The 21,335-nt window shown below is 50.1% G+C and carries 23 protein-coding genes, 13 tRNA genes and 1 pseudogene; 6 read left to right on the forward strand and 31 right to left on the reverse strand.

The features are described from left to right. Positions 1-14 precede the first annotated feature (14 nt). The 4 genes and pseudogenes from EDM59_RS09825 to EDM59_RS31020 all read right to left on the reverse strand — a co-directional run bounded on the left by EDM59_RS09825 (position 15) and on the right by EDM59_RS31020 (position 1,863). The gene (locus EDM59_RS09825) at positions 15-620 is read right to left on the reverse strand and encodes a class D sortase (protein WP_122923466.1); all 606 of its coding nucleotides are present in this window, start codon (positions 618-620) and stop codon (positions 15-17) included. Between the two features lie 214 nt (positions 621-834). Beyond that, positions 835-1,082, reverse strand: a pseudogene (locus EDM59_RS31375) (transposase); the annotation flags it as partial. Next, complete coding sequence (locus tag EDM59_RS09835; protein ID WP_148040828.1) at positions 1,030-1,458, reverse strand: LytR/AlgR family response regulator transcription factor; 429 nt, start codon at positions 1,456-1,458, stop codon at positions 1,030-1,032. The pseudogene EDM59_RS31375 and the gene EDM59_RS09835, both read right to left, overlap by 53 nt. A gap of 231 nt (positions 1,459-1,689) precedes the next feature. Next, complete coding sequence (locus EDM59_RS31020; RefSeq protein ID WP_183192871.1) at positions 1,690-1,863, reverse strand: hypothetical protein; 174 nt, start codon at positions 1,861-1,863, stop codon at positions 1,690-1,692. A gap of 139 nt (positions 1,864-2,002) precedes the next feature. On the opposite strand from EDM59_RS31020, the gene EDM59_RS09840 reads away from it, so the two are divergent. Then, positions 2,003-2,338 (forward strand): PepSY domain-containing protein, encoded by a 336-nt coding sequence (locus EDM59_RS09840; RefSeq protein ID WP_122923468.1) that lies wholly within the window; start codon positions 2,003-2,005, stop codon positions 2,336-2,338. A gap of 10 nt (positions 2,339-2,348) precedes the next feature. Here EDM59_RS09840 and EDM59_RS09845 read toward each other — a convergent pair whose 3' ends face one another. Beyond that, the gene (locus EDM59_RS09845) at positions 2,349-2,684 is read right to left on the reverse strand and encodes a winged helix-turn-helix transcriptional regulator (RefSeq protein ID WP_122923469.1); all 336 of its coding nucleotides are present in this window, start codon (positions 2,682-2,684) and stop codon (positions 2,349-2,351) included. 145 nt (positions 2,685-2,829) lie between these two features. Here EDM59_RS09845 and EDM59_RS09850 point away from each other — a divergent pair, with 145 nt between their 5' ends. The 3 genes from EDM59_RS09850 to EDM59_RS09860 all read left to right on the forward strand — a co-directional run bounded on the left by EDM59_RS09850 (position 2,830) and on the right by EDM59_RS09860 (position 4,670). Next, positions 2,830-3,366, forward strand: coding sequence for a GNAT family N-acetyltransferase (locus tag EDM59_RS09850; RefSeq protein WP_122923470.1), 537 nt, complete (start codon positions 2,830-2,832; stop codon positions 3,364-3,366). Between the two features lie 222 nt (positions 3,367-3,588). Next, positions 3,589-4,227 carry a hypothetical protein gene (locus tag EDM59_RS09855; protein WP_246010979.1) on the forward strand — a complete coding sequence of 213 codons (639 nt, stop codon included), beginning with the start codon at positions 3,589-3,591 and terminating at the stop codon, positions 4,225-4,227. Between the two features lie 95 nt (positions 4,228-4,322). Beyond that, entirely contained in the window at positions 4,323-4,670 is a 348-nt protein-coding gene (locus EDM59_RS09860; RefSeq protein ID WP_281274558.1) for a MerR family DNA-binding transcriptional regulator, read from the forward strand. On the opposite strand, the gene yhbH is transcribed toward EDM59_RS09860, so the two are convergent. The 5 genes from yhbH to trmL form a co-directional block, all read right to left on the reverse strand. Further along, positions 4,562-5,719 carry a sporulation protein YhbH gene (gene yhbH / locus EDM59_RS09865; RefSeq protein ID WP_122923471.1) on the reverse strand — a complete coding sequence of 386 codons (1,158 nt, stop codon included), beginning with the start codon at positions 5,717-5,719 and terminating at the stop codon, positions 4,562-4,564. The two genes, EDM59_RS09860 and yhbH, sit on opposite strands and share 109 nt — an antisense overlap. A 79-nt stretch (positions 5,720-5,798) precedes the next feature. Beyond that, complete coding sequence (locus EDM59_RS09870; RefSeq protein ID WP_122923472.1) at positions 5,799-7,697, reverse strand: PrkA family serine protein kinase; 1,899 nt, start codon at positions 7,695-7,697, stop codon at positions 5,799-5,801. A gap of 513 nt (positions 7,698-8,210) precedes the next feature. Continuing rightward, positions 8,211-8,705 carry a hypothetical protein gene (locus tag EDM59_RS09875; protein ID WP_122923473.1) on the reverse strand — a complete coding sequence of 165 codons (495 nt, stop codon included), beginning with the start codon at positions 8,703-8,705 and terminating at the stop codon, positions 8,211-8,213. A 155-nt stretch (positions 8,706-8,860) separates the two neighbouring features. Continuing rightward, complete coding sequence (locus EDM59_RS09880; RefSeq protein WP_122923474.1) at positions 8,861-9,586, reverse strand: HAD family hydrolase; 726 nt, start codon at positions 9,584-9,586, stop codon at positions 8,861-8,863. Positions 9,587-9,644: 58 nt separating this feature from the next. Then, positions 9,645-10,115: a tRNA (uridine(34)/cytosine(34)/5-carboxymethylaminomethyluridine(34)-2'-O)-methyltransferase TrmL gene (trmL, locus tag EDM59_RS09885; protein WP_122923475.1), complete on the reverse strand. Its 471-nt coding sequence runs from the start codon at positions 10,113-10,115 to the stop codon at positions 9,645-9,647. Between the two features lie 149 nt (positions 10,116-10,264). On the opposite strand from trmL, the gene EDM59_RS09890 reads away from it, so the two are divergent. Beyond that, on the forward strand, positions 10,265-10,981 hold the full coding sequence (locus EDM59_RS09890; RefSeq protein ID WP_122923476.1) for a ferric reductase-like transmembrane domain-containing protein: 717 nt from the start codon (positions 10,265-10,267) through the stop codon (positions 10,979-10,981). Between the two features lie 14 nt (positions 10,982-10,995). On the opposite strand, the gene EDM59_RS09895 is transcribed toward EDM59_RS09890, so the two are convergent. The 4 genes from EDM59_RS09895 to rnhA form a co-directional block, all read right to left on the reverse strand. Then, positions 10,996-11,973 (reverse strand): amidase domain-containing protein, encoded by a 978-nt coding sequence (locus tag EDM59_RS09895; protein ID WP_122923477.1) that lies wholly within the window; start codon positions 11,971-11,973, stop codon positions 10,996-10,998. Between the two features lie 157 nt (positions 11,974-12,130). Then, positions 12,131-12,682, reverse strand: a complete 552-nt coding sequence (locus tag EDM59_RS09900) for a methylated-DNA--[protein]-cysteine S-methyltransferase (RefSeq protein ID WP_122923478.1) — start codon at positions 12,680-12,682, stop codon at positions 12,131-12,133. Between the two features lie 51 nt (positions 12,683-12,733). After that, the gene (gene queG / locus EDM59_RS09905; protein WP_122923479.1) at positions 12,734-13,936 is read right to left on the reverse strand and encodes a tRNA epoxyqueuosine(34) reductase QueG; all 1,203 of its coding nucleotides are present in this window, start codon (positions 13,934-13,936) and stop codon (positions 12,734-12,736) included. Then, positions 13,897-14,337: a ribonuclease HI gene (gene rnhA / locus EDM59_RS09910; RefSeq protein WP_092266500.1), complete on the reverse strand. Its 441-nt coding sequence runs from the start codon at positions 14,335-14,337 to the stop codon at positions 13,897-13,899. Before rnhA ends, queG begins: the two co-directional genes overlap by 40 nt. 157 nt (positions 14,338-14,494) lie before the next feature. Here rnhA and EDM59_RS09915 point away from each other — a divergent pair, with 157 nt between their 5' ends. Then, a complete protein-coding gene (locus EDM59_RS09915) occupies positions 14,495-15,166 on the forward strand; it encodes a B3/B4 domain-containing protein (protein WP_122923480.1) in 672 nt (223 codons plus the stop codon). Between the two features lie 16 nt (positions 15,167-15,182). On the opposite strand, the gene EDM59_RS09920 is transcribed toward EDM59_RS09915, so the two are convergent. From EDM59_RS09920 to EDM59_RS10000, 17 genes are all read right to left on the reverse strand, one after another. After that, positions 15,183-16,511 (reverse strand): purine/pyrimidine permease, encoded by a 1,329-nt coding sequence (locus EDM59_RS09920; protein ID WP_122923481.1) that lies wholly within the window; start codon positions 16,509-16,511, stop codon positions 15,183-15,185. Between the two features lie 298 nt (positions 16,512-16,809). Next, positions 16,810-17,859 (reverse strand): NAD(P)/FAD-dependent oxidoreductase, encoded by a 1,050-nt coding sequence (locus tag EDM59_RS09925; protein ID WP_122923482.1) that lies wholly within the window; start codon positions 17,857-17,859, stop codon positions 16,810-16,812. A gap of 52 nt (positions 17,860-17,911) precedes the next feature. Then, positions 17,912-18,910, reverse strand: coding sequence for an ABC transporter substrate-binding protein (locus EDM59_RS09930; protein WP_246010980.1), 999 nt, complete (start codon positions 18,908-18,910; stop codon positions 17,912-17,914). 66 nt (positions 18,911-18,976) lie between these two features. Then, positions 18,977-19,828 carry a helix-turn-helix domain-containing protein gene (locus EDM59_RS09935; RefSeq protein WP_183192874.1) on the reverse strand — a complete coding sequence of 284 codons (852 nt, stop codon included), beginning with the start codon at positions 19,826-19,828 and terminating at the stop codon, positions 18,977-18,979. 243 nt (positions 19,829-20,071) lie between these two features. Continuing rightward, a tRNA-Leu gene (locus EDM59_RS09940) sits at positions 20,072-20,153 on the reverse strand. A gap of 8 nt (positions 20,154-20,161) precedes the next feature. Next, positions 20,162-20,235: transfer RNA gene (locus tag EDM59_RS09945), tRNA-Cys, on the reverse strand. 31 nt (positions 20,236-20,266) lie between these two features. Then, positions 20,267-20,342 (reverse strand) — tRNA-Gly (locus EDM59_RS09950). A 7-nt stretch (positions 20,343-20,349) separates the two neighbouring features. Next, positions 20,350-20,424: transfer RNA gene (locus EDM59_RS09955), tRNA-Gln, on the reverse strand. Between the two features lie 27 nt (positions 20,425-20,451). Next, positions 20,452-20,527 (reverse strand) — tRNA-His (locus EDM59_RS09960). Positions 20,528-20,551: 24 nt separating this feature from the next. Next, positions 20,552-20,625 (reverse strand) — tRNA-Trp (locus EDM59_RS09965). A gap of 7 nt (positions 20,626-20,632) precedes the next feature. Beyond that, positions 20,633-20,705 (reverse strand) — tRNA-Phe (locus EDM59_RS09970). 33 nt (positions 20,706-20,738) lie between these two features. Further along, positions 20,739-20,815 (reverse strand) — tRNA-Asp (locus EDM59_RS09975). Positions 20,816-20,819: 4 nt separating this feature from the next. Continuing rightward, positions 20,820-20,896 (reverse strand) — tRNA-Met (locus EDM59_RS09980). A 9-nt stretch (positions 20,897-20,905) separates the two neighbouring features. After that, positions 20,906-20,981, reverse strand: a tRNA-Val gene (locus EDM59_RS09985). 48 nt (positions 20,982-21,029) lie between these two features. Next, positions 21,030-21,106, reverse strand: a tRNA-Glu gene (locus tag EDM59_RS09990). 4 nt (positions 21,107-21,110) lie between these two features. Further along, a tRNA-Ser gene (locus tag EDM59_RS09995) sits at positions 21,111-21,203 on the reverse strand. A 3-nt stretch (positions 21,204-21,206) separates the two neighbouring features. Next, a tRNA-Asn gene (locus EDM59_RS10000) sits at positions 21,207-21,282 on the reverse strand. Between the last annotated feature and the right edge of the window lie 53 nt (positions 21,283-21,335).

The raw sequence follows: 21,335 nt of genomic DNA on the forward strand, positions 1-21,335 counted from the left end.
CGCTTACGTCCCTGCTAATCGTGTGATATCAGCTTCGCTTGAACGATCAAACGATCTGTCGGATTTTTCTTGCCAATAGGCGTACATGTGACAAGTGTGAGCAAAGGTTCCTTGTGATCAGCAAGAACCTCTACCTTTGTCCGGTCGACAATGAAGGTATTGACAATGACATATTCGTAGCTGCCATCTTTCGTTTGAATCTCGATGGTATCGTTTGACACAAGCTCGTTCAGACGGTTGAATTGTTTTCCATAGGTGGTCGCACGATGCCCTGCTATCCCTACATTGTTCTTGCCAAATTCCTTTTCCGGTTCGATCATTCCTACGCCTTTACGCAAAGACGCTTCCCCTGAGCCTTCAAAAATCATCATGCTCAGATCGATTTTGGGAATGCGAATCACACCTCTGGCACCATCTAGTAGCTTCAGCGTCTCATTTTGCACAATGACCTGCTCGTTTTGTTCAGTTGAATCATCGATCTTCTGGCTCACATCACTCAACACCTCGAAAGCTTCAATCAACTGCTCCTGCTTTTGATCCGATGCTTTCTTTTCCAGTTGAGGAGAAAACAGAAGCAACAATCCGATCAGGATACACCCAAATCCCCCTAGCAAACGCATCGCGCTACTCCTGACTCTCCCAATTTTTCGAATCATCTTCCTCCTTCTTCAATAAGAGATCGCTATGACCCGAAACGATCATATCTTTGTCAACTAGACAAAATCTGAACAGATTCGCGTTTTTCCTCTTCTATTTTTCGACAGGTTCTCCCTCGGTTCTCTTCCGGGGGTCTTCTGGGGCCATGTGGAGAAAATACTTGAACAACATGTCCTATTTGGATCGCTCGACAATGCAAATGTCAGACAGTTCAAAAATCGCCTTCAACAGCAAATATTTAAACATCCGAATTGAGTCGATGGAGTTTCGGCCGTTGTCCAAGCAGTATTGATTTTCAGTTCACCGTATACAAAAGAGAACTCAATGAACTCATTCATTTTGCGCAGCATGTTGTCCTGGGGAACAACTAAGTTATAGAGCTCTATGTATGGACTTGCAATCAGAGTTTGTTGCTGTTGAATCATTTGGCTCACCGGGTCCGGCCTTTTTTTTCAGACGGGCCATTGTTTTTTGCAGCCGTCCGAGCCCAAGTGGCTTCATCATGTAATCAAATGCCTGCAGCTCAAACGCGTCCATCACAAATCTCTCATCCCCGGTCACAAATACGATCTCTATTTCTGGAGCTGTCGCTTTAAGCTGTCTCCCCATTTCCAAACCGTCAATCCCCGGCATGTAAATATCTGCGAACACGACATCCGGTTTTTGTTCGATTACGGCATGCATCGCAGCAAGCGGATCTGTAAATGTTCCAATGACCTCTACATCGAGGTTGACCTGCTCCAGCATGTTTTTCAGATGTAACAATGCCAATCTCTCGTCGTCTATTAAGATTGCTTTCACCACATTCCACTCTCCCTGCCAATGCCGTCGAACACTACGATAGCAAGTGGACCTCAACAAAAACTATACAAACGCTAGTACGACCTAGCGACAGGTTCCGAAATCTGCACAAAAAAACCCCGCTTTACGCGAGGGCTGAAAAAGGTTGTTAACAGTGTAAGTAGTAGGATTTCCATATTTTCACTTCCTCATACGTGGGCGTCCGATTCTATGCCACACCACATATGCAACCTATTTTCCTTCTAGCAAATACTTATCCTTCTGCTTCTCTACCGTTTCCTCATTCAACATCGTATTTGTCAGCACTTGACCAAGCAGCGCTTCTCTTACCTGCTCTTCACTCTCTACCTGGACAGGCTGCGGCTTGGGTTTGCTGAGCATGGAATCTGCAATTTTATTTTTCATACTACCTCCGAAGATCCGTCTTGATGGTTATTCTTTCTATTCCTGCTGGATCGCATTCACCCATCTTTTTTCGTATCTTTCGCAGGGAATGGGAAAAATTATGAGCGAGAAACCCACCCGACTAAAGGAGCGTGACTTCATGAAGAAAGCACGGAAAAAGCAAATACTGATTCCTCTTCTATGCGGACTTGCCTGGGCATTCGCAGGTAATCTCGTCACCCATGCCTATACGTCCCCGGCTCCATATGCACATGCCATTGACCAGCCCGTACAGCAGCCAGCTATCACTGTAGAACAGGCAAAAACAATCGCTCTCCAACAGGTCAAAGGAAGAGTTATCCACGTCGACCTGGACCGCGACAACGGTGTATGGAAATACGAAGTCATCGTTTTGACCGACCAGAACGAGGTCTATGAAGTAGAAATCAATGCAAATACCGGACAAGTCATCCAAGTAGAAAAAGAAAACGACTGATGATCCGCCACTAGCGATTTTGCATATGCTTTCCCCATCTGGCAAGGGCCTCAAGCGACGGTACGAGGTCCTTGCCTTCTTGCGTCAGCGAGTATTCCACTCGCGGCGGAATTTCCAAATATTGCTTGCGCACAATCAGCCCTGTGATCTCCATCTCTTTAAGCACCTGCGACAGCATCATATTCGTGATTCCATCAATCCGTCGTTTCAGCTCGTTGTAACGCAAGGTATCGTTCTTCCACAATGCCCAAATGATCGGGAGACGCCACTTGCCGCCAATGACATTCATGGCATACGTCAAAGGACAATTTTGAATATCCCGTTTTTCACTTTCCTCTTGCAGCATACCGACGCCCCTCTCCTTTACTCAGTTTTCCCTGACTTAGTAAGCAAAACCTGCATACTTGTTTTCGTTTCTATATGTAATAAGATTATATCGTAGCTGCAAACACTTTTAAAATTTTCTGACATTTATTGAAGGAGTGATTGAAATGGAGTTGCGTTATGAAATTTTGCCAGATTCTCAAATAGAAGAATGTCGGGACTCCTGCAACGAGCTCATGGCTTTCCAAAAGTCGAAAGCGACTATCAAGCCCGAGCTTTTTGACAGCATGAATTTTGAAACGCGCTTGGTCCCTTCCGTGAAGGCGGCTTTGCACAATTATACGGTCGTTGTAAAAGATGGAGAGCAAATTGTCGGGTACGTTTACTCCAATATCTCTCCCAAGGAAGCTTACTCCAATTCCTTTGCTACCTTTTTTGATCTCTCCACTGTCCGTCAGAAAAATGTAGGCTGTCTCTCCCAATTCTATATAAAAGAAGGCTATCGACAATACGGCATCGGCTCCAAGCTTTTCGATCTGTCGATGAGCTGGCTCCAGCAATTTGAGGATGTAGAAGATTATTTTATCTACGTCTCAAACGGTAATGACAACGCCCTGGAGTTTTACAAACGGAAAGGTTTTGCCGTAAGTCACGAGATTTTGGACGGGTTTATCACCGTATTGCGCAGCAAAAAGGCCTCTTGAAACGAATTGAATAGAGTCGCTGCCATGAAAAAGCTCTTCTCCCCCTTTTCGGCGAAGAGCTCTTTCTTTTCCTCTAGCTGTTATCACGATCCGCACTTATCCTTCGTCCACAGCCTTTTCTTTCCCCTCCTCGTAGGGGACAGACTATTTCCAGCAGCGTAATGATTTTGTCCAATCCTCCAGCTTCACATCAGAATATATTGTCTCATGGAGGTGACAGACATGAGTGACACATATAAAGACCCAAAGGAAATATCGAATGAAGAGAGAAGACAAGCACGCGCAGATATGAACGATCTGAATGACGCGGCAAGTGCGTTCTTTCGAATCCCAGTGTTTTTTAGCCACCAGAACCTGTTTACCCTGGGACCCGCACAGCCTCCACTCTCTCCAGAGCAACAATTTATCATTCGAATGTTCAAGGAAATCAAGAAAGTGCTCCTTTTTCCTAGAACCATTCCCAATACAGACCAGTACCCAAATACTACCCTAGAGAACATTCGCACCATGATCAACTCAAGCTACGGTATGGCTGCAGCCCTGTTGAAGCCCACCAGATCTACCACTCAAGGCGAGCCCTATTCGCCCTTCCTGCAAATCGAGCCTTCCATGGGATTCCAATACGGCCTCCCTTTGCTCCTCGTAAAGCAGGATACGATTCCGGCAGGTGGAATTTGGGGGGATGCGGGACAGCTTGCTCCTTTCACCCCACTGATCTGGTTCTCTTCTACAGGTGTAACCGTGGATGAGTTTTTTGATAGTGTTCAATGGAAGGAAGCCTTGCACAACTGGGCAGGGCAAGTGAGAAGCGGCTACTTTATTCAAACAGGCCCAGTGTTTCAATATACCTGTAGAGACTAACTTCGACCAAGCAGAGGGGACTACTGAAAGAAAATGCACTTTCCGCTCAGTAGTCCTTTTGATTTTTTCACCTTTCTTCGAATAGACTGCTTGCCTTGGAGCATACTCCAAGGCGTATTGTTGTATCGAGAGTAAACGTTAAGGCTACCGGACTCTCCACAGATACATTGCGCTATTACGAGAAGATCGGGCTTGTCGCCTCTCCCGAAAGAGGCGATAAGATAAGAAAAGGTGCCTTCGTACACTTCACTGTTAACAAGAAAAGCTCTCCACCGTCTGTATCGGTGAAGAGCTTCTTGTTTTTCGCTTCCTCTATCCTTTTCCACTTCCTGCCTTACACGCCCACTTCTTTCTTCCCAAAAAACGCTCGCAGCGCCTTGTATACCTCTCCCTTTTCCCGAATCACGCAGTGCATGAACTTCGGCTCCTTGATGTGCCGGTAAGCGGACATCAGGGTGGAGTGGCGGTTGTACTGATTGACTTCCCCGTAGCCAAACATATTGCAGCGATCCATGAGCTCCTTCACCAGCTTGACGCAGCGCTCGTTGTCAGAGGTGAGGTTGTCGCCATCGGAAAAGTGGAACGGATAAATATTGTACTGCGATGTCGGATAGCGGCTGTCGATAATCTCCAGCGCTTTTTTGTAGGCGGAGGAACAAATCGTTCCCCCGCTCTCCCCTTTGGAGAAAAAGGTATCCTCTGTCACTTCCTTGGCGTCCGTATGATGGGCGATGAAGACGATCTCGACTTTCTCATACTTCGTGCGCAGGAAGCGGACCATCCAGAAGAAAAAGCTGCGGGCGATGTACTTTTCGAAGACCCCCATGGACCCCGAGGTATCCATCATCGCGATGATAACTGCGTTCGAGTGAGGCTTGATGATCTCCTCCCACGTCTTGAAGCGCAAGTCATCTTCGTTAATGCCCAGCTCCAGATCGCTGTAGCCTGCCAGCGCGTTGCGGCGGATGGCGGCGATCAGCGTCCGTTTCTTGTCGATGTTGCCCATCAAGCCCTTTTTGCGTACGTCGTTAAACCGGGTTTCTTCAATCACGATCTGGTCTTCGTCTTTCTTTTGCAGATTGGGCAGCTCCAGCTCGGCGAACAGCATTTCCTGCAGCTCTTCCACGCTGATCTCTGCCTCGTAATAGTCCACACCAGGCTGATCACCTGCGCCCTGCCCTTTTCCTGGCCCTTGCGCTGGGTCTCCGTCCTTGGCGACCACATCTCCTACCTTGCTGTTGCCTTTACCTTGACCGCCGTGCTTCCCTTTTTGGAAGTTGAAACGCAACCGGTACTCATCCAGGGAGCGAATAGGGATCTTGATAACTTCCCGACCGTTCGACATGATGATGTTTTCTTCGCTGACGAGATCAGGCAAGTTCTTCTTGATCGCTTCTTTCACTTTTTCCTGGTGTCGATTTTGGTCCTGGTACCCTTTGCGGTGCAGCGACCAGTCTTCCCGGGAGACAATGAACGATGTTGCATCTTCCATGCCGTCTCCTCCTAGCAACTGGCGCACTCTGCGCCGAATATGACGTGCACGATCATGCCATGGCCGTGTTCTCGTATCGTTATCGATTCAGCAGGCTGCCGACGTAGCGCAAGAGCTCGTTAGCGCAAACGGGGCAGTAATGATGCTCTTCGATGAGGCGCTTTGTCACTTCGTTGATCTTTTTCAGCTGATGCTCATCCGGCGTTTTGTTGGAGGTCGTAATTTTCACGACGTCCTTGAGATCCGCAAACAGCTTCTTCTCGATCGCTTCCCGCAGACGATCATGCGTGCTGTAGTCAAATCGCTTTCCTTTGCGCGCATAAGCCGAAATGCGGATGAGGATCTCTTCCCGGAACGCACGCTTGGCATTTTCGGAGATACCGATTTGCTCCTCGATGGAACGCATCAGGCGCTCATCTGGATCCATTTCCTCGCCAGTAACGGGGTCTCGAATTTTGTTCATGTTGCAATAGGCTTCGACGTTATCCAGGTAATTGTCCATGAGCGTTTTGGCAGACTCCTCATAGCTGTAAACAAAGGCCTTTTGCACTTCTTTTTTCGCGAGCTCGTCGTATTCCTTACGTGCGCTGGAGATGAAGTTCATGTACCGCTCCCGCTGCTCTTTGGTGATGGAAGGATGCTGGTCAAAGCCTTCCTTGAGCGCGCGCAGGATATCCAAGGCATTGATGCACTCCGTGTCGCGGCGTATCAATGCACTGGAGATGCGGTTAATGACGTAACGGGGGTCGATTCCCGCCATCCCTTCATCCGCATGCTCGTTTCGCAATTCTTCGAGATCGGCGCCTTTGAAGCCCTCTACTGACTCGCCATCGTAGAGACGCATCTTTTTCAGCAGATCGGCACCTTGTTTTTTCGAATCCTTCAATCGGGTAAGAATGGAGAAAATAGCAGCGGAACGCAGTGCATGCGGCGCTATGTGCACATGTCCCAGATCGGACTGTTTGATCAGCTTGGAATAAATTTTTTCCTCATCGCTCACTCGCAGGTTGTACGGCATCGGCATTACGATGATCCGGGACTGCAAGGCTTCGTTTTTCTTGTTCGCGATAAACGCCTTGTACTCGGATTCATTCGTATGGGCGACAATAAGCTCATCAGCAGAAATGAGCGCAAATCGTCCTGCCTTGAAGTTACCTTCCTGCGTGAGGGACAGCAGGTGCCAGAGGAATTTTTCATCGCACTTCAGCATTTCCTGAAATTCCATCAGACCACGGTTGGCTTTGTTTAACTCACCGTCGAAACGATAGGCGCGCGGGTCGGACTCGGAGCCGTATTTCGTGATCGTCGAAAAGTCGATGCTTCCCGTCAAATCCGCGATGTCCTGAGATTTCGGGTCGGAAGGGCTGAACGTACCGATCCCGACGCGATTGGCTTCCGAAAAGAGAATCCGGCAAACCGGGAAATCCTCGATACGACCACCGTATTCTGATTCCAGACGCATCCGGTTGTACGGGGTAAGCTCTCCCTCGATTTTAATGCCAAGCTCTTCTTCCACCTCAGCACGTAGTTCATGCGGAATGAGATGCAGCGGCTCTTCTTGCATCGGGCAGCCTTCCAGCGCATAGATGGCTCCCGCTTCAGTACGGGAATACTCCTCCAGTCCCCGCTTCAACATGGTCACCAACGTCGATTTACCACCGCTGACTGGGCCCATCAGCAGCAGAATCCGTTTGCGAACATCCAGACGGCGGGCAGCAGAGTGGAAATATTCTTCTACCAATCGCTCCACAGAACGGTCCAAACCAAAAATTTCACGGCTGAAAAATTGATACGAACGGCTGCCATCCTCATTCTCTTCCACACCGGCACTCTTGATCATGTTGTAGACGCGTGAATGTGCCGTTTGGGCGATCTGCGGATTTTTGCGAACCAGCTCCAAATATTCAGCGAACGTTCCTCTCCACATCAGGTTCTCTTCTCGGGCCCGGTGCTCGGATATACGTTTTAAAATGTCCATGCTCGACACTCCTCCCTCATAAGCCCCTCTCTCTTCCCCAACGACAATGTACTCTCATGTATATGTCTGCCTGCGGTCACGCATTCGCGTGGCACCCGTTTTCTTCGGTTTGGAGCAGGCTCGTAAAGCCTTTACATATGTGTATGCGAGACATCCGCACAAGTTTCAGCAATCTTGCCACAAAAAATTAAGGAGGTGTAGGGAAACTTGTCCTTTTCCTCCTCCAATTTGCCATTGACAGCCCTGCTAATCCGTTTGCAAAGTGGGCAGGCTACGCTATAATGGGAGTAGTTTGTTCACGAAAGGAGCAGTCGAACATGGGTGCGTTTATCGTAGCAGTGGTTTTTGCAGCTTTTCTTTTCTTCATTCTGACGGCTGGATACAACGAAGACAAAACCTGGAACCTGTAAGGATAGACAGAGGCGATCAGCTCGTTTTACGGCTTCTCGCTCCCAGGAAAAAAAAGCAGACTGCCTCGATCAGGCAACCTGCTTTTTTTGTTCCAGTATGCGATTACAATTTCTTTGCCGCCTTTTTCTCAGCCTTTTTCTCTGCCTTGCTCGCTTTGATTTCTTCCTTCAGCTGCTTCGCCGTTTTGCCGCTTGCTTCGATTCCCAGCTTTTCCGCTTTCGTGGACAGCTTGGACAGGGCCGCTTCCTTCTTCGCTGCCTTAGCCGCTTGAATCGCCGCTTTTCCTTCCTCTTTCGTCTTCCCTGTGAGGTCGACTCCCCATTTCGCAGCTTTTGCTTCCCGTTTGGCCGTCTTTTGCGCTTTCTTTTCCGCCTGCTTGGCTGCCAGCTCAGCCTTGATCGCTGTGGCCGTTTTGCCAGCTGCCTCCACACCCAGCTTCTCCGCCTTTACCTGCAGCTTTTCCAGACGCTGCTCGGCTTTTTGCTCCTTTGTCGCCTTCGTTCCATGAGTGGAGGTAGTATCACCTTCAGCATTGACAATGGATACACCACTCACCAATAAGCTGCACAGTACAATGGAAGAAATCAGTTTCTTCATGGGTTGCTCCCCTTCCTTTCGCCCAATCGGGTTATGTACAAGTCCAGCCTACCTTACGTCTTTGGGAAAAGTATGGGATTGGTGTAAATCCATCGTGATTTCGTCCAAAACAAAAGCAGGCTTGTCCTCTTCGACAGCCTGCCATGTCTTCGTCTTTAGCGAGCAAATACACCTGTACCTGCCTCAATCGCTTGGTACAGCTCCTCCAGCGATCCTCTCTGATCCACCGGATATTGCGGTTCTCCACGGTCCTCTATCCAGTTTGTCACCAGGAACGTCTTCATTCCCAGCTTGGATGCGACCATGTCTTCCTGCATGTGGTTGCCGACCATGACACAGTCGGTTGGCTCCACGCCGAGCTTCTCGCAGATTTCCGCAAAATAACTCGGGTTAGGCTTGGTGGAGTGCATGTCCTCATACACGGTGACCAGCTCAAATTCATCCGCCGTCATCCCGATCCAAGCGAGCCGGTGGTAGATCGCCTCTCGAGGGAACACCGGATTGGTTGCGACCGCGACTCGGAAGCCTTGATTTTTCGCCGCTTCCACGATCTTTTTTGCCCAAGGAGATGGATACGTCAGGTGGGACAAGGTCGGGAAAACATCGCGGTAAAAGGAGTCAAACAATGGCCACACCTCTTCGCGCTTCCAGCCGCTGTGCGCCGTAAAGTACTCGATAAATACCTGTTCATTCGTCTTGTCAGGCTCCTGGCTCACGATCATCGCTTTGGTCGCGTCCCAGATCAGCGAGAGGAGCTTTTGTGTATCAAATTGATCGCCGACATGACGACCGACTTCCTTCAAATAGCTTTTGACAAATGGGTCCGTCTGCATTTCCAAAAGTGTGCCGTCGAGGTCAAACAGGATCGTATTCACAGTCATTTTCCTTTTCTCTCCCTTGTTTATGGTCGGCGTGCCCTGCTCCGGTATCTGTGTCGTGTTATTTGAGCCCGGGGAAGCCCAGCTGGCGCAGGCCTTCAAACAGGACGATAGCCGCGCAGTTGGACAAATTGACAGAACGGGTAGCCTCACTCATCGGAATCCGTATGGTCTGCTCACGGTAGCGGTCTGTCAGCTCTGGCGGAAGACCCGTCGTTTCTTTTCCCAAAATGATGTAGTCCCCATCGCGAAAGGAAACGTCCGAATAAAGCGTCTCTCCCCATGTCTCCACGAAGTAGAAGGTCCCTGCATCCGGCCCCTGCGACTCTGCAAAAGCTTCAAAGCTATCGTGATAATGGATGTTTACTGCGTGCCAATAATCCAGGCCAGCGCGTTTCAAATAACGATCATCAGTAGAAAAACCAAGCGGGTGAATCAGATGCAAATGTGCGCCTGTCGCTGCGCAGGAACGGGCAATATTCCCCGTGTTCGCAGGGATGAGCGGTTCATGCAATACGATGTGTAACGGCATACCGGCAAATCTCCTCATGTCCCGAACTAAAAATCAAACCAAGCTCTATTATACATAAAGAAACATAGCCATGACCACCTAGCAGCTGCTGTAACAAAAAGTCACCCTCTTGCATCTAAAAGAAAATCGATGAAAAGGGGGTGGTCATCATGTTCGAAATGGAAAGCAAATGGCTTCGTTCATGGACCTATGGTTTCTGTCTGCTGCTGCTCGCAGCCGCATCTGGCTGGAAGTGGCACGAATTTGCGATATTTCCCCCGCTGGAAACCTGGAGCATGCTATTCGGTTATTTCGCTTTTTTCCTGATCGGTGCGACCTTGTTGATCGGTCCACTATGTACCTGGCTGCCTGCCGGATGGGCCCCTACGTTGCTGTCTATCCGCCGCGATGTGGGGATCTGTGCCGGACTGACTGGGCTTCTTCACGCCGCTTTGGTGCTTGTCCTTTTTCAGGGAGGAGAACCCCTGCTGTTGATCATCGCTGATAGCCAAGCTCCCAAAGCAGATGGCTGGCTCGGCCTATTCTTTCTCTCCTCTACGGAAAGCGGTTCTTGGGGGTGGCCCGTCCCGAACTGGTCATTAGCAGGAGTAGCCAACTACCTAGGAGCTTGTGCACTTCTTATCCTTTTCGCACTCTGGGTGAGCTCCTTTCCCCCTGCTAAAAAATGGCTGGGCACAGCTGCCTGGAAGCGGCTTCATCTCGCCAGTCCTCTTTTATTCCTGCTTGTTTTGTTTCACGGATTAATCTACGTGCAGACCATCAAAGGAGAGCCGCATTCTTTCGCCGATCTTCTGTGGCTCGCTGCCCTCGTGTGGCTTGCTCGGGGCCTGAGCTTTCTGACTGCGATCTTGCGACGAAAACGGTAACGGCACTCCCCCGCTTACACCCCTCTAATATGAAAAAACGCATAGCGCATATTGGGTGTATAGGCTGTAGAATCCTCATACGCCCAGTATCGCATGCTGCTGTCGGTTGTATGCGCATTGACGAGCGGCATATTGTTGGCATCCTTGGCAACGACGATCGTATTGTGCTGAAAACGTCCATCGCCATCGAAGTCATAGCAAATAATATCGCCCGGCTCCAGCTGGTCCGGAGATGATTTTGTCACGGCCCGCATCGGTGCAGCTCCTGATTTGAGCATCAGGTACAAGGCATGCGCAACCGACCAGCTATAGCTCCACTCGCCGCCTTTTCCCGTCCGAATCCACCAGCCTCTCCCTTTCTCCTTGGAAAAGAGCATGGGAATTCCCCCAGCGTACAGGCATTGCGAAATAAAGTTCGTGCAATCGTCAGTAAAATGCGGGTAGGCTGGATTCGGCGAGTTCCAATACCGCTCTGCATACGCCACTGCATTCCACGGATTGTATCCGCCTGCCCCATGCACGACAAGCAACGGTTGGGAAACGGCATCCTCCACCATCGAAGAGGCCCCTTCTGCTTCCTCCTCCTCTTGCGAAGCGTCGAACGGTACTTTCGCGTCACCGTCCCACTCCGTATGAGAGTCGATACGCCAGCTCGCTGCTTCTTTTTGCAAACGAATCCGATGGACAAAGCGGCTGGCTTCTGACAGGGAATGCTCTCCCATTCCATAATGGCGTTTTCCGCTCCAGGAGAGCAAAATGTCCATCGACTGCTCCGTTTCCAGCCAACATAAAGGGACCAGCCTTCCCTGAATGGACTGTGTCTTTCCCCCGCGCCCCACCAGCTGCACGTGCTCTCGCCTCATGCGTTCCCATTCGTTCTTTGTTCCCTGCCCCTGGTTGGAATAGTAAGGCAGCAAACGCTGATATTCGCCATCCAGCCACGCCTTCTGCACGCTATCAAAATAGCTTCGGATAAACTGTCGCCAGTCCACTCGCCTCTCCTCCTTCACCAGCCACTATTGGACTTTTCCTGCCGTCTGCTCAATGAAGAATATGTCAAAGTCGACTCGTTCAGAAGAAAAAGAAAAGCTATCCGTTAGTGTCGGATAGCTTGGCTACCCGTTATAGTTCGGATAGCTTGGCTCCCCGTCAGAAGCGGATAGCTTGATCTAGTGTAGTCTGTATGTGCAGCGGAACGCCTTCGAGGGCTAGCAAATGCTCCTTGATCGGCAATCCTCCTCCGTAACCAACCAGTGCACCATTCGATCCGATCACACGATGGCAAGGAATGATGATCGGAATCGGGTTGCGATTGTTCGCTCCTCCGATCGCTCGTACAGCCTTCGCTGCCCCAATCGCCAAAGCGATGTCCTTGTAGGATCTCGTCTCCCCGTAGGGAATATCGGCAAGCGCGTTCCAAACGGATTTCTGAAACGGCGTCCCGTATAAAACGATCGGCAAGTCAAAGACCTTTCTTTCCCCGGCAAAATACTCCTCCAGCTGCTTTTTAGCTGGTGCATTGCGCTCGTCATCGCGCACGGGAGTTACGCCTAAAAACGTCTTTTTGCACCAACGCGTAAGCTGTGCGATCCCATCCTGCTCTACTTCAAACTGGATATGGCACAGCCCTTCTTCGGTAGAAGCAAGCAACAACGGTCCAATCGGTGAGTCCATGATGGTATACCCCAATCCATTTGCCATCCAACGTTCCTCCCATACCCGTTTTCCTTGTTCTTTTCTGTACACGTCTGACTAGTGGCTGCTTGCCGATTGCTCCGGGAGCATCGCCAGTCCTTTTTGCACCTCTGCCAGTACGGCAGTGTCACTCTCACGCTCCATCGCCTTCAACAAAGCCAATCGCGCCTCATCTCCACCGATCTTTCCGAGTGCCCATCCAGCAGTTCCCCGAATGACGGGACGCGGGTCATTTTCCAGCAATCGAGCCAGATGCGGAACGGCCGTCTTGTCCTTGAAATGAGCGAGCGCCAATATCGCGTTTCTCTGAATCGGCTTTTTCCCCCTCCAGGATGACGAAGAGAGACCAAACTTTTCCTTGAACTCCTTATTGCTCATGTCCAGTAAAGGCAGCAGGAGCGGCTTGGCGATCTCAGGATCTGGCTGAAATTCAGCATGATGGGTATGGTTGAGGCGGCGATTTTTCGGACACACCGTCTGGCACGTATCACATCCGTACAGCCGGTTGCCTATTTTCCCGCGGAATTCATCAGGAATGAAATCCTTTACTTGTGTCAAATACGCGACGCATCGCTGGGCGTCCAGCTGTCCACCCTGTACCAGCGCACCTGTCGGACAGGCATCCACACAAATATTGCAATCACCGCAGCCTTCCTCTACTGGCTGATCCGCGGGCAGGGGCAGATTGGTAACCAGCTCCCCCAAATACACCCACGAACCGAATTCCTCTGTAATCAAAGCGCAGTTCTTGCCTACAAACCCAAGTCCTGCTCGCTCTGCAACCGCTCGATCCGAAAGCGCCCCCGTATCTACCATCGACTCGATCTTTGCTCCCGGCTCGAGCTCGGTAATAAAGGCACTCAGTTTCTCTAGCTTGTCGCGCAAAACATGGTGGTAATCGGTTCCCCATGCGGCTCTGCACAAGATCCCGCGATAGGCCCCGGGCTCTGACTTCGGTGGATTTTCCAGCTTGGAAGGATACGCCAGCGCAATAGAAATCAAGGAGCGCGCGCCTTCTACGAGCAAGCCTGGCTCTGTGCGTTTATCCAGATCCGGTTCCTCAAAGCCTGATTCGTACCCTTTTCCCCGATGGACAATCAGCCTTTCTTTCAGCTCCAAAAAGGGATCAGCACTCGCAAAGCCGATCTTGTCGATCCCGATCTGTGCGGCATAATCGATGATGGACTGCTTCGTCTGTTCCCAGTACTGCTGCTGCTTGCTCACAGCTGCTTGATCGCTCCTGTCGCGAGCTCGTCGCATCGATTGTTCCACTTGTTGTCGGCATGTCCCTTTACTTTCACGTACTGCACTTTATGCGTATCCATCAATCGAAGCAGCTCTTTCCACAAATCCTGATTCTCCACCTGCTGTCCCTTGCTGTTCTTCCAGCCGTTTTTCAGCCAGCCTTTGTACCAGCCCTGCAAAAAGCAGTTGACCAGGTAGGCGCTATCGCTGTACAAGGTCACCTGGCAAGGCTCTTTCAAAACGGAAAGCGCCTCGATCGCAGCCTTCAGCTCCATCCGGTTGTTCGTCGTATTCGGTTCTGCACCGGACATCTCCTTGATATGCTGGCCGTACATCAATACGGCTCCCCAGCCGCCAGGACCTGGATTGCCTGAACAAGCTCCGTCTGTATAAATCTGTACTTCTCGTGTCGTCATCGTCAGGGAATTCCTCCTTCTATTCTGTTTCCACTCTATATCGAAAAGGCATGACTTGTTTTATCTAGTGCTTTTTCTATTGTAACGAAGGTTAGTCGCTTCCACAAAAAAAATTTGTTATACTACCAAAAATAGGTTCGAAAAGGAGTGACACATGATGAAAGTACAGCTGGACGCTACGGTGTCCGAACGCCTCCCTCGCCTTTCCCTGGGCATTCTCCACTACAGCGGTGCTTCCGTCAGCGACTCTCCCAAAATGCTTCAAGGACGCATCAACTACTTTGTCGAAGGACTTCGCCTGGAGCACGATGTGTCCAAACTCACTGAGATCGAAGGCATCCGGGAATGGCGTGCTGCTTTTAAACAAGCGGGGATGGACCCGTCTCGGTACCGCCCCTCTTCAGAAGCCCTGCTTCGCCGACTTCTCCAAGGAAATGCCTTCTTCTGGATCAACAGCGCAGTCGATATCAATAATTTCTTCTCCGTCCATCATGCTCTTCCTTTTGGCATCTATGACCAGGACCAGCTCGTAGGAGATGTGGTTTTTCGAATCGGACGCGCAGATGACATTTATGAGGGTTTGAACGGACGCGAGGTCAATATGGAAGGCAAGCTGCTGCTCGCGGACGAAAACGGGGCATTCGGCAGCCCGATCGTCGATTCCAAGCGCACCAGCGTTACTGAAAACAGCCGCAATCTCATGCAGGTCATTTTCTTTCACGAGCAGGTCTCTGCACAAAAGAAGGACGAGATACTCGGCTCAGTAGGCAGAATGTTTACAGAGATAAACGGCGGCGAAGTTACTAGCTCCTACCTCCTGCATTCCTAAAAAGAAAGACGGCCCGTCAAGCTGCGTGGTCGTCTTTCTTTTGCGTATCTCCTTTTTGGCGGAAAACGACGTGCTCCAGTAGCAGACAAACAATTACCCCTAGCAGTAAGCCATTCCCGAATAAAAAGCTGACAAGAGCCGGCAAGTGCTGCCAAGCTGTCGCCGGCACGAACATGACGCCAATCCCGACCAGCAACGAGCTTCCGCCAACCATAATGGTTCGATCGTCCATTTTGACGTTCACGTAATCCTTCAGCCCAAAGCCGAGCAGCTGTGTGTAGGAAATAAACATCGCAGCATACGCGACCGGTGTAGGCAGCGCTGCCAAAAAATGAGCCACATACGGAAACAAGCCGATCGCCATAATCCCGATCATCGCCAGCATGAAAGGCAGTCGAGCTGCCATTCTCGTCGTCTGGATGACGGCAGCTGCCAGGGAGAGCGGAATCATCCCCACTACGCCACCCAACCCGGAAAGCACATGAGAGACGCCTGTAAAGACCCCACCGCGATTGTATTGCTGCTCAGTCGGCACCGTATCTGTGGCTTTCCCCATGACAACCATGCTAGTCACCAGATTGGTCAACAGGACAAAGCCTGTCAGCATACTCGTCAGAACGACTCCCCAATCCCAGCGAGGAGCTCCCCAGAAAAAGAGTGATGGCCACGCAATCACTTGCTCTGCCGGGCGAACAGGCTCTGTCCATCCCATGACAGCATACAGCACCCAGCCAATGACCATTCCAAACAGGACGGCAAAGCTGGAAAACCGCTTCGTGCGCATGACCAAAACCACCAAAGCCACAATCGCGACAGAAACAATCGCAACGTGCGGGATCACCTCTTTGGAATGCTGAAATCCGATCCCCAGCATCCCTGCCAGGATATTGCTGCACAGAGAAACGGCGAGCAAGATCATATACGTTCCCGAAACGAGAGGAGTGAACCATCTCTGCAGCTTCCCGATCCATCCCATTAAACCGAAGATCATAAATAGCAGCCCAGCCATACCTAGCCCAATTTGAAAGGACTGACCGATCTCACGCGGCTGCAGTCCCACACTGGTTCCTATTTGCGCCAAAATGATAAAGATCCCCCACCATAGCCCTGCTGGTCCTTCCAGCATCGGATAGCGGTGGCCGATCCATACTTGCAGTAGGGATGCCAATCCGATAAAAAACATCGTTTGCTGCATCAGATTGCCAATCTCATCCGCCTGCAGTCCATAGACGTCTCCAATCATCAGCGGAACCGCCACACTGCTGGAAACCGCGACAATCATCCATTGGAGTGCCGACAATACGGTTGTGCCAACCGGCGGTTTATCATACAAACCGTACTTCATTTGAAACCACCTCATTTTCCCTTACTGACAAAAGCATCCCACGTATTCACTATTCCCGAAATGGCTGTTATACAGGCCCGGTTATTTGCCAGTGGGCGCTAGACATATGAAAGTATACAATACCGCTTTGAATATAACCATCTGGTTTCCACGCAAATATGCAGACCGATCATACCGCTGCATCAGAGCCTGCTGCAGAAAGGGCAATTGCCTATCATGCGACTTCCATACGAAAAAGGCTCATACGTCACGATTGCGTGATTTACGAGCCTTGCCTTTATTCTTTCCGATTCCAAGCCTATTTCATCATCTGCTTGATTAACTCGCGGTTCCGGCTTTGAAAAATATCGTTGTGGGATGAAACCATTCCACTTTTTTGCGCTTCCGGCTGTATAAATAATTTCGCCTGATTTACCGCATTCGCAGCATCTTGGAAAGCCCCTGCGATCAAGTGAACTTTTCCCTCGTACTTCAGGACATCACCCGCTGCGTAAATGCCCGGCACCGAGGTCGTGCTAGTGGCTAGACCCGCAATAAAGTGATCTTCGCTTAATTCGAGCTTCACTTTGCTATTTTCCAATAAAGATCTGTCGCGCTCATAGCCATGATTAATGATCACTTCGTCAATGTAGAGCTCCTGCACTTCTCCTGTTACGTGGTTGGTCAGCTCAACTCGCTCAATCTGCTCATGATCAGCAGAAGCAATCAGCCTGGTAATGGAGGTATCAAAAAAGCATTTTACTGAGCTGTTCATGAGCTGTTTTACCTGTGCTTCGTGCCCCGATAAAGTGTCTTTTCGATAAGTGAGGTATACTTGATGAGCGAGCGGTTCAAGCTCGTTTGCCCAATCAACCGCCGAGTTTCCTCCACCAGAAATGATTACGGTCTTCTCTTTAAAACGCATCAGTGATTTGACCGTATAACTGAGATTGGTCACTTCAAACTTGTCTGCCCCCTCCAAATCGATTCTTTGGGGATTTAAGATTCCTCCACCGATCGCGACAATAACGGTTTTCGAGTAATGCCGTTCTCCTGAAGAGGTGTGCAGGACAAACATACCTGCTTCGTCGCGTTCAATCCACTCCACTTTTTGATTCAGAACGACAGTCGGCTGAAAGGTCAGACCTTGTTCAACCAGCTGTTCGATTAATTTTTCACCAAGAACAGGAGTCAGACCACCGACATCCCAGATCATTTTTTCAGGATAGACATGGATTTTGCCACCCAGTGTTGGTTGATATTCGATCAGCTTCGTCTTCATTTCCCGAAGTCCACTGTAAAAGGCGGAAAAAAGACCTGCCGGGCCACCCCCGATGATCGTAACGTCGTACCATTCCTCGTTGTTCATCCTTTGTCCCTCTCCTCTGTGACAGCAATGCCTTATTGGCTGCCGGAATTCTCTATTTAGCCATAATCTTTTCGATGATGGTTTTCACTCCGAGTTCGATTGCCAACGGTCCGCCAGCCGCGATTGAACTGTCCAGCGCGTACATATGGCCGTTTTTTATAGCACCGAGAGAATTCCACACAGAATCACTTTCCAGGTTCTTCAGATAGCCCTCCAATTTCTTCGAGGATCCGCTTAAATCCGCAACAAACATGTAATCAAGATTCATTGCAGCCACTCCTTCTAAGGAAACCTGCTCTCCTTTGGTCGTCATGTTTACATATTTGCCAGGTGGATTCAGGCCGAGACCGTTTTCCTTGCTGAAAATAAACTGAGTTGTAAAGCCCCAAAATTGCTTATCTCCCAGCATGATTACACCGAATGTTTTGTCCTTAAAGGCCTGCAACTGCTCCTTTGAATCAGCGATAAGCTTTTCAATACGCGCAATCTCGCTGTCCGCTTTCTTCTCTTTCCCAAAAATTTTGCCATATTCGCGCAACGCACCTTGCCAATTGTTTTCGTTGCTGTCCACAGCGATAACCGGTGCGATGCGTTCCAGTTGTTCCCCGTATTTCTCATACCGATTTGCAACCACGATAATAAGATCAGGATTGACCTCAAGCAATTTCTCTAGATTCGGATTCGCGATCGAACCGAGATCGGCAATCTCGTTATCCTTATAGGGCGCCAAGGATTGCCATTCATCCAGCACGTTGAGATCCGTCGCCGCTACAGGCGATTCGCCCAGCAAGAACAAATGCTCAAAATTCCGAAAGAAAAGCAGGGCTACTCGTTCCGGTTTCTTTTCTAAAACGATCTCATGACCAAGCGCATCTACATACTTCCTCGGCCATGTTCCCGCATCCTGATCACTTTGCTCGGGCGTACTCTTTTCCGTGGCAGCGGGCGTATTGCTTGCCGCCGAACTGCTAGTAGACGTACCCGCACAGCCTGTCAAAACAGCTGCCAATAGTGCAATTGAGACCATGAGCCCCATGAGTTTTCTCATCATGATTCCTCCGATATTCCTAAGTTTTGCCTGACTAGCTTGGTTAAGGCCAGTGTAGCAAAAGACATTTTATTGAGGAATGGAGCCATCCTGAAAACCATATGGATTATTCCTGAATGTCGCCCGGAATTCTCCAGGGGAGACGCCAAACTGTTTTTTGAAGATACGGCTGAAATATAAAGCGTCTGTGTAACCGACTCCATTCGCCACCTCGCCTATGGGTGCATCGTTTGCCAGCAAGCACTCCTTTGCCCGATTCAGCCGATAGGCCATCAGGTATTTGCCTGGTCCCATACCCGTGTACTTCTTGAAAACATAGAAGAGCCTGTTCTCGTTCATTTCGTTTTGTTCCGCTAAGGCCCGTACTGTCAGCGCCTCCATATAATGCTCCTGTATGTATTTCGATATTTGCTCAAATAACGCTTGCTCTCCATCGTTGCTTTGGTTGCGGACACAGACGAACAGTTCCTCTAGTGCACAACGAAACAGCATTTCTGTCTGAAAGGCGGAAATCCCGCCCGGCTCGCGAGACACTTTCCACAGGAGCTCCAGAAGCTCCGTCAGACGTGGGCTATGCCCCGGTACAAGCTCAAAATGCGATTTTGGGAGACAGAACCCTCCTGGCTCTGGTGCACAAATTCGATACAGCACGAGCAAGTACTCCCATCTGCTGTCGCCAAGTACATGTCGATCCAAATGCATATGCGCACCACCGTGCACCACATTCCCCGGGGCAAGCGTATAGGGCGTTCCATTGAAAACAAACTCAGCCTTCCCTCTTAAGGGAAACACAAAGCCTGGAAAAGGCTCCGTATAGCCATCACAACGCATTCCCGGATCACGCGAATAGCGAAAAACCTGCTCCACCCGGAAAGAAGTATGTGCAAAATGCTCCGCGAGCATATTGATATCGATTTTTATGGGAAACACCCCCCATTTTTTGTGGATGCAGCGAAATTGCGCTATAATGATAATCATTATCATTAATTAACCCGTTCATGTCCATTTGCTAGTCATCCCACTATTCATCTTACTTATGATGAGATTGATAATCAATATTAATATGTTATTCACGTACTTATCGCCGAACTGTCATGTCACAAAGACAAATAAAAAAGCCCTGAAATATCAATAAAATTGATGTCCAGAGCTTTCTTATATGTATGGTGCCGGTGAAGGGACTTGAACCCCCACGGTTTCCCTCACGATTTTGAGTCGCGCGCGTCTGCCATTCCGCCACACCGGCAAATCATATGGAGGAGGCACCCGGATTTGAACCGGGGATAAGGGTTTTGCAGACCCGTGCCTTACCCCTTGGCTATGCCTCCATGTTATAAGCATTCGATTGGATGAAGCTTATGGAGCGGACGAAGGGTCTCGAACCCTCGACCTTCGCCTTGGCAAGGCGACGCTCTACCAATTGAGCTACGTCCGCATATAAATGGCTGGGGTACTAGGATTTGAACCTAGGAATGACGGAGTCAAAGTCCGTTGCCTTACCGCTTGGCTATACCCCAATAAGTAATCCCCAACTTTGAAAAGAATGGGGCGATCGATGGGACTTGAACCCACGAGTGCCGGAGCCACAATCCGGTGCGTTAACCCCTTCGCCACGACCGCCATGTATCATACTTCATTCAAAAGTGGCAGGGGCAGTAGGAATCGAACCCACACCAAAGGTTTTGGAGACCTTCGTTCTACCTTTAAACTATGCCCCTACAAAGGTGGCTCGGGACGGAATCGAACCGCCGACACGAGGATTTTCAGTCCTCTGCTCTACCGACTGAGCTACCGAGCCTTATGTATTCAATCGCCATTTTTTGAAAGAAAATGGCGGAGCTGACGGGACTCGAACCCGCGACCTCCGGTGTGACAGACCGGCGTGAACTCCAACTTCACCACAGCTCCAATTTGGTTGCGGGAGCAGGATTTGAACCTGCGACCTTCGGGTTATGAGCCCGACGAGCTACCGAGCTGCTCCATCCCGCGACGATATTATGGTGGAGGCTGACGGGATCGAACCGCCGACCCTCTGCTTGTAAGGCAGATGCTCTCCCAGCTGAGCTAAGCCTCCACATTTCCCCGACACATGTCGGGCCCTACAGAGTAGGAATGTTTTGTATGGTGACCCGTAGGGGATTCGAACCCCTGTATGACAGCGTGAAAGGCTGCTGTGTTAAACCGCTTCACCAACGGGCCAATATGGCGGATGGAGTGGGATTTGAACCCACGAGACGGGTCGACCCCGCCTACACGATTTCCAATCGTGCTCCTTCGGCCGCTCGGACATCCATCCATATGGCTCCTCGGGACGGACTCGAACCGCCGACCGATCGGTTAACAGCCGATTGCTCTACCAACTGAGCTACCGAGGAACGTTTGAAGGATTCGTACCTTCAAAACTGGAACTGCATGTTTGCTAAGAGTG

The organism is Brevibacillus nitrificans (assembly GCF_003710965.1).
Lineage (GTDB): Bacteria > Bacillota > Bacilli > Brevibacillales > Brevibacillaceae > Brevibacillus > Brevibacillus centrosporus.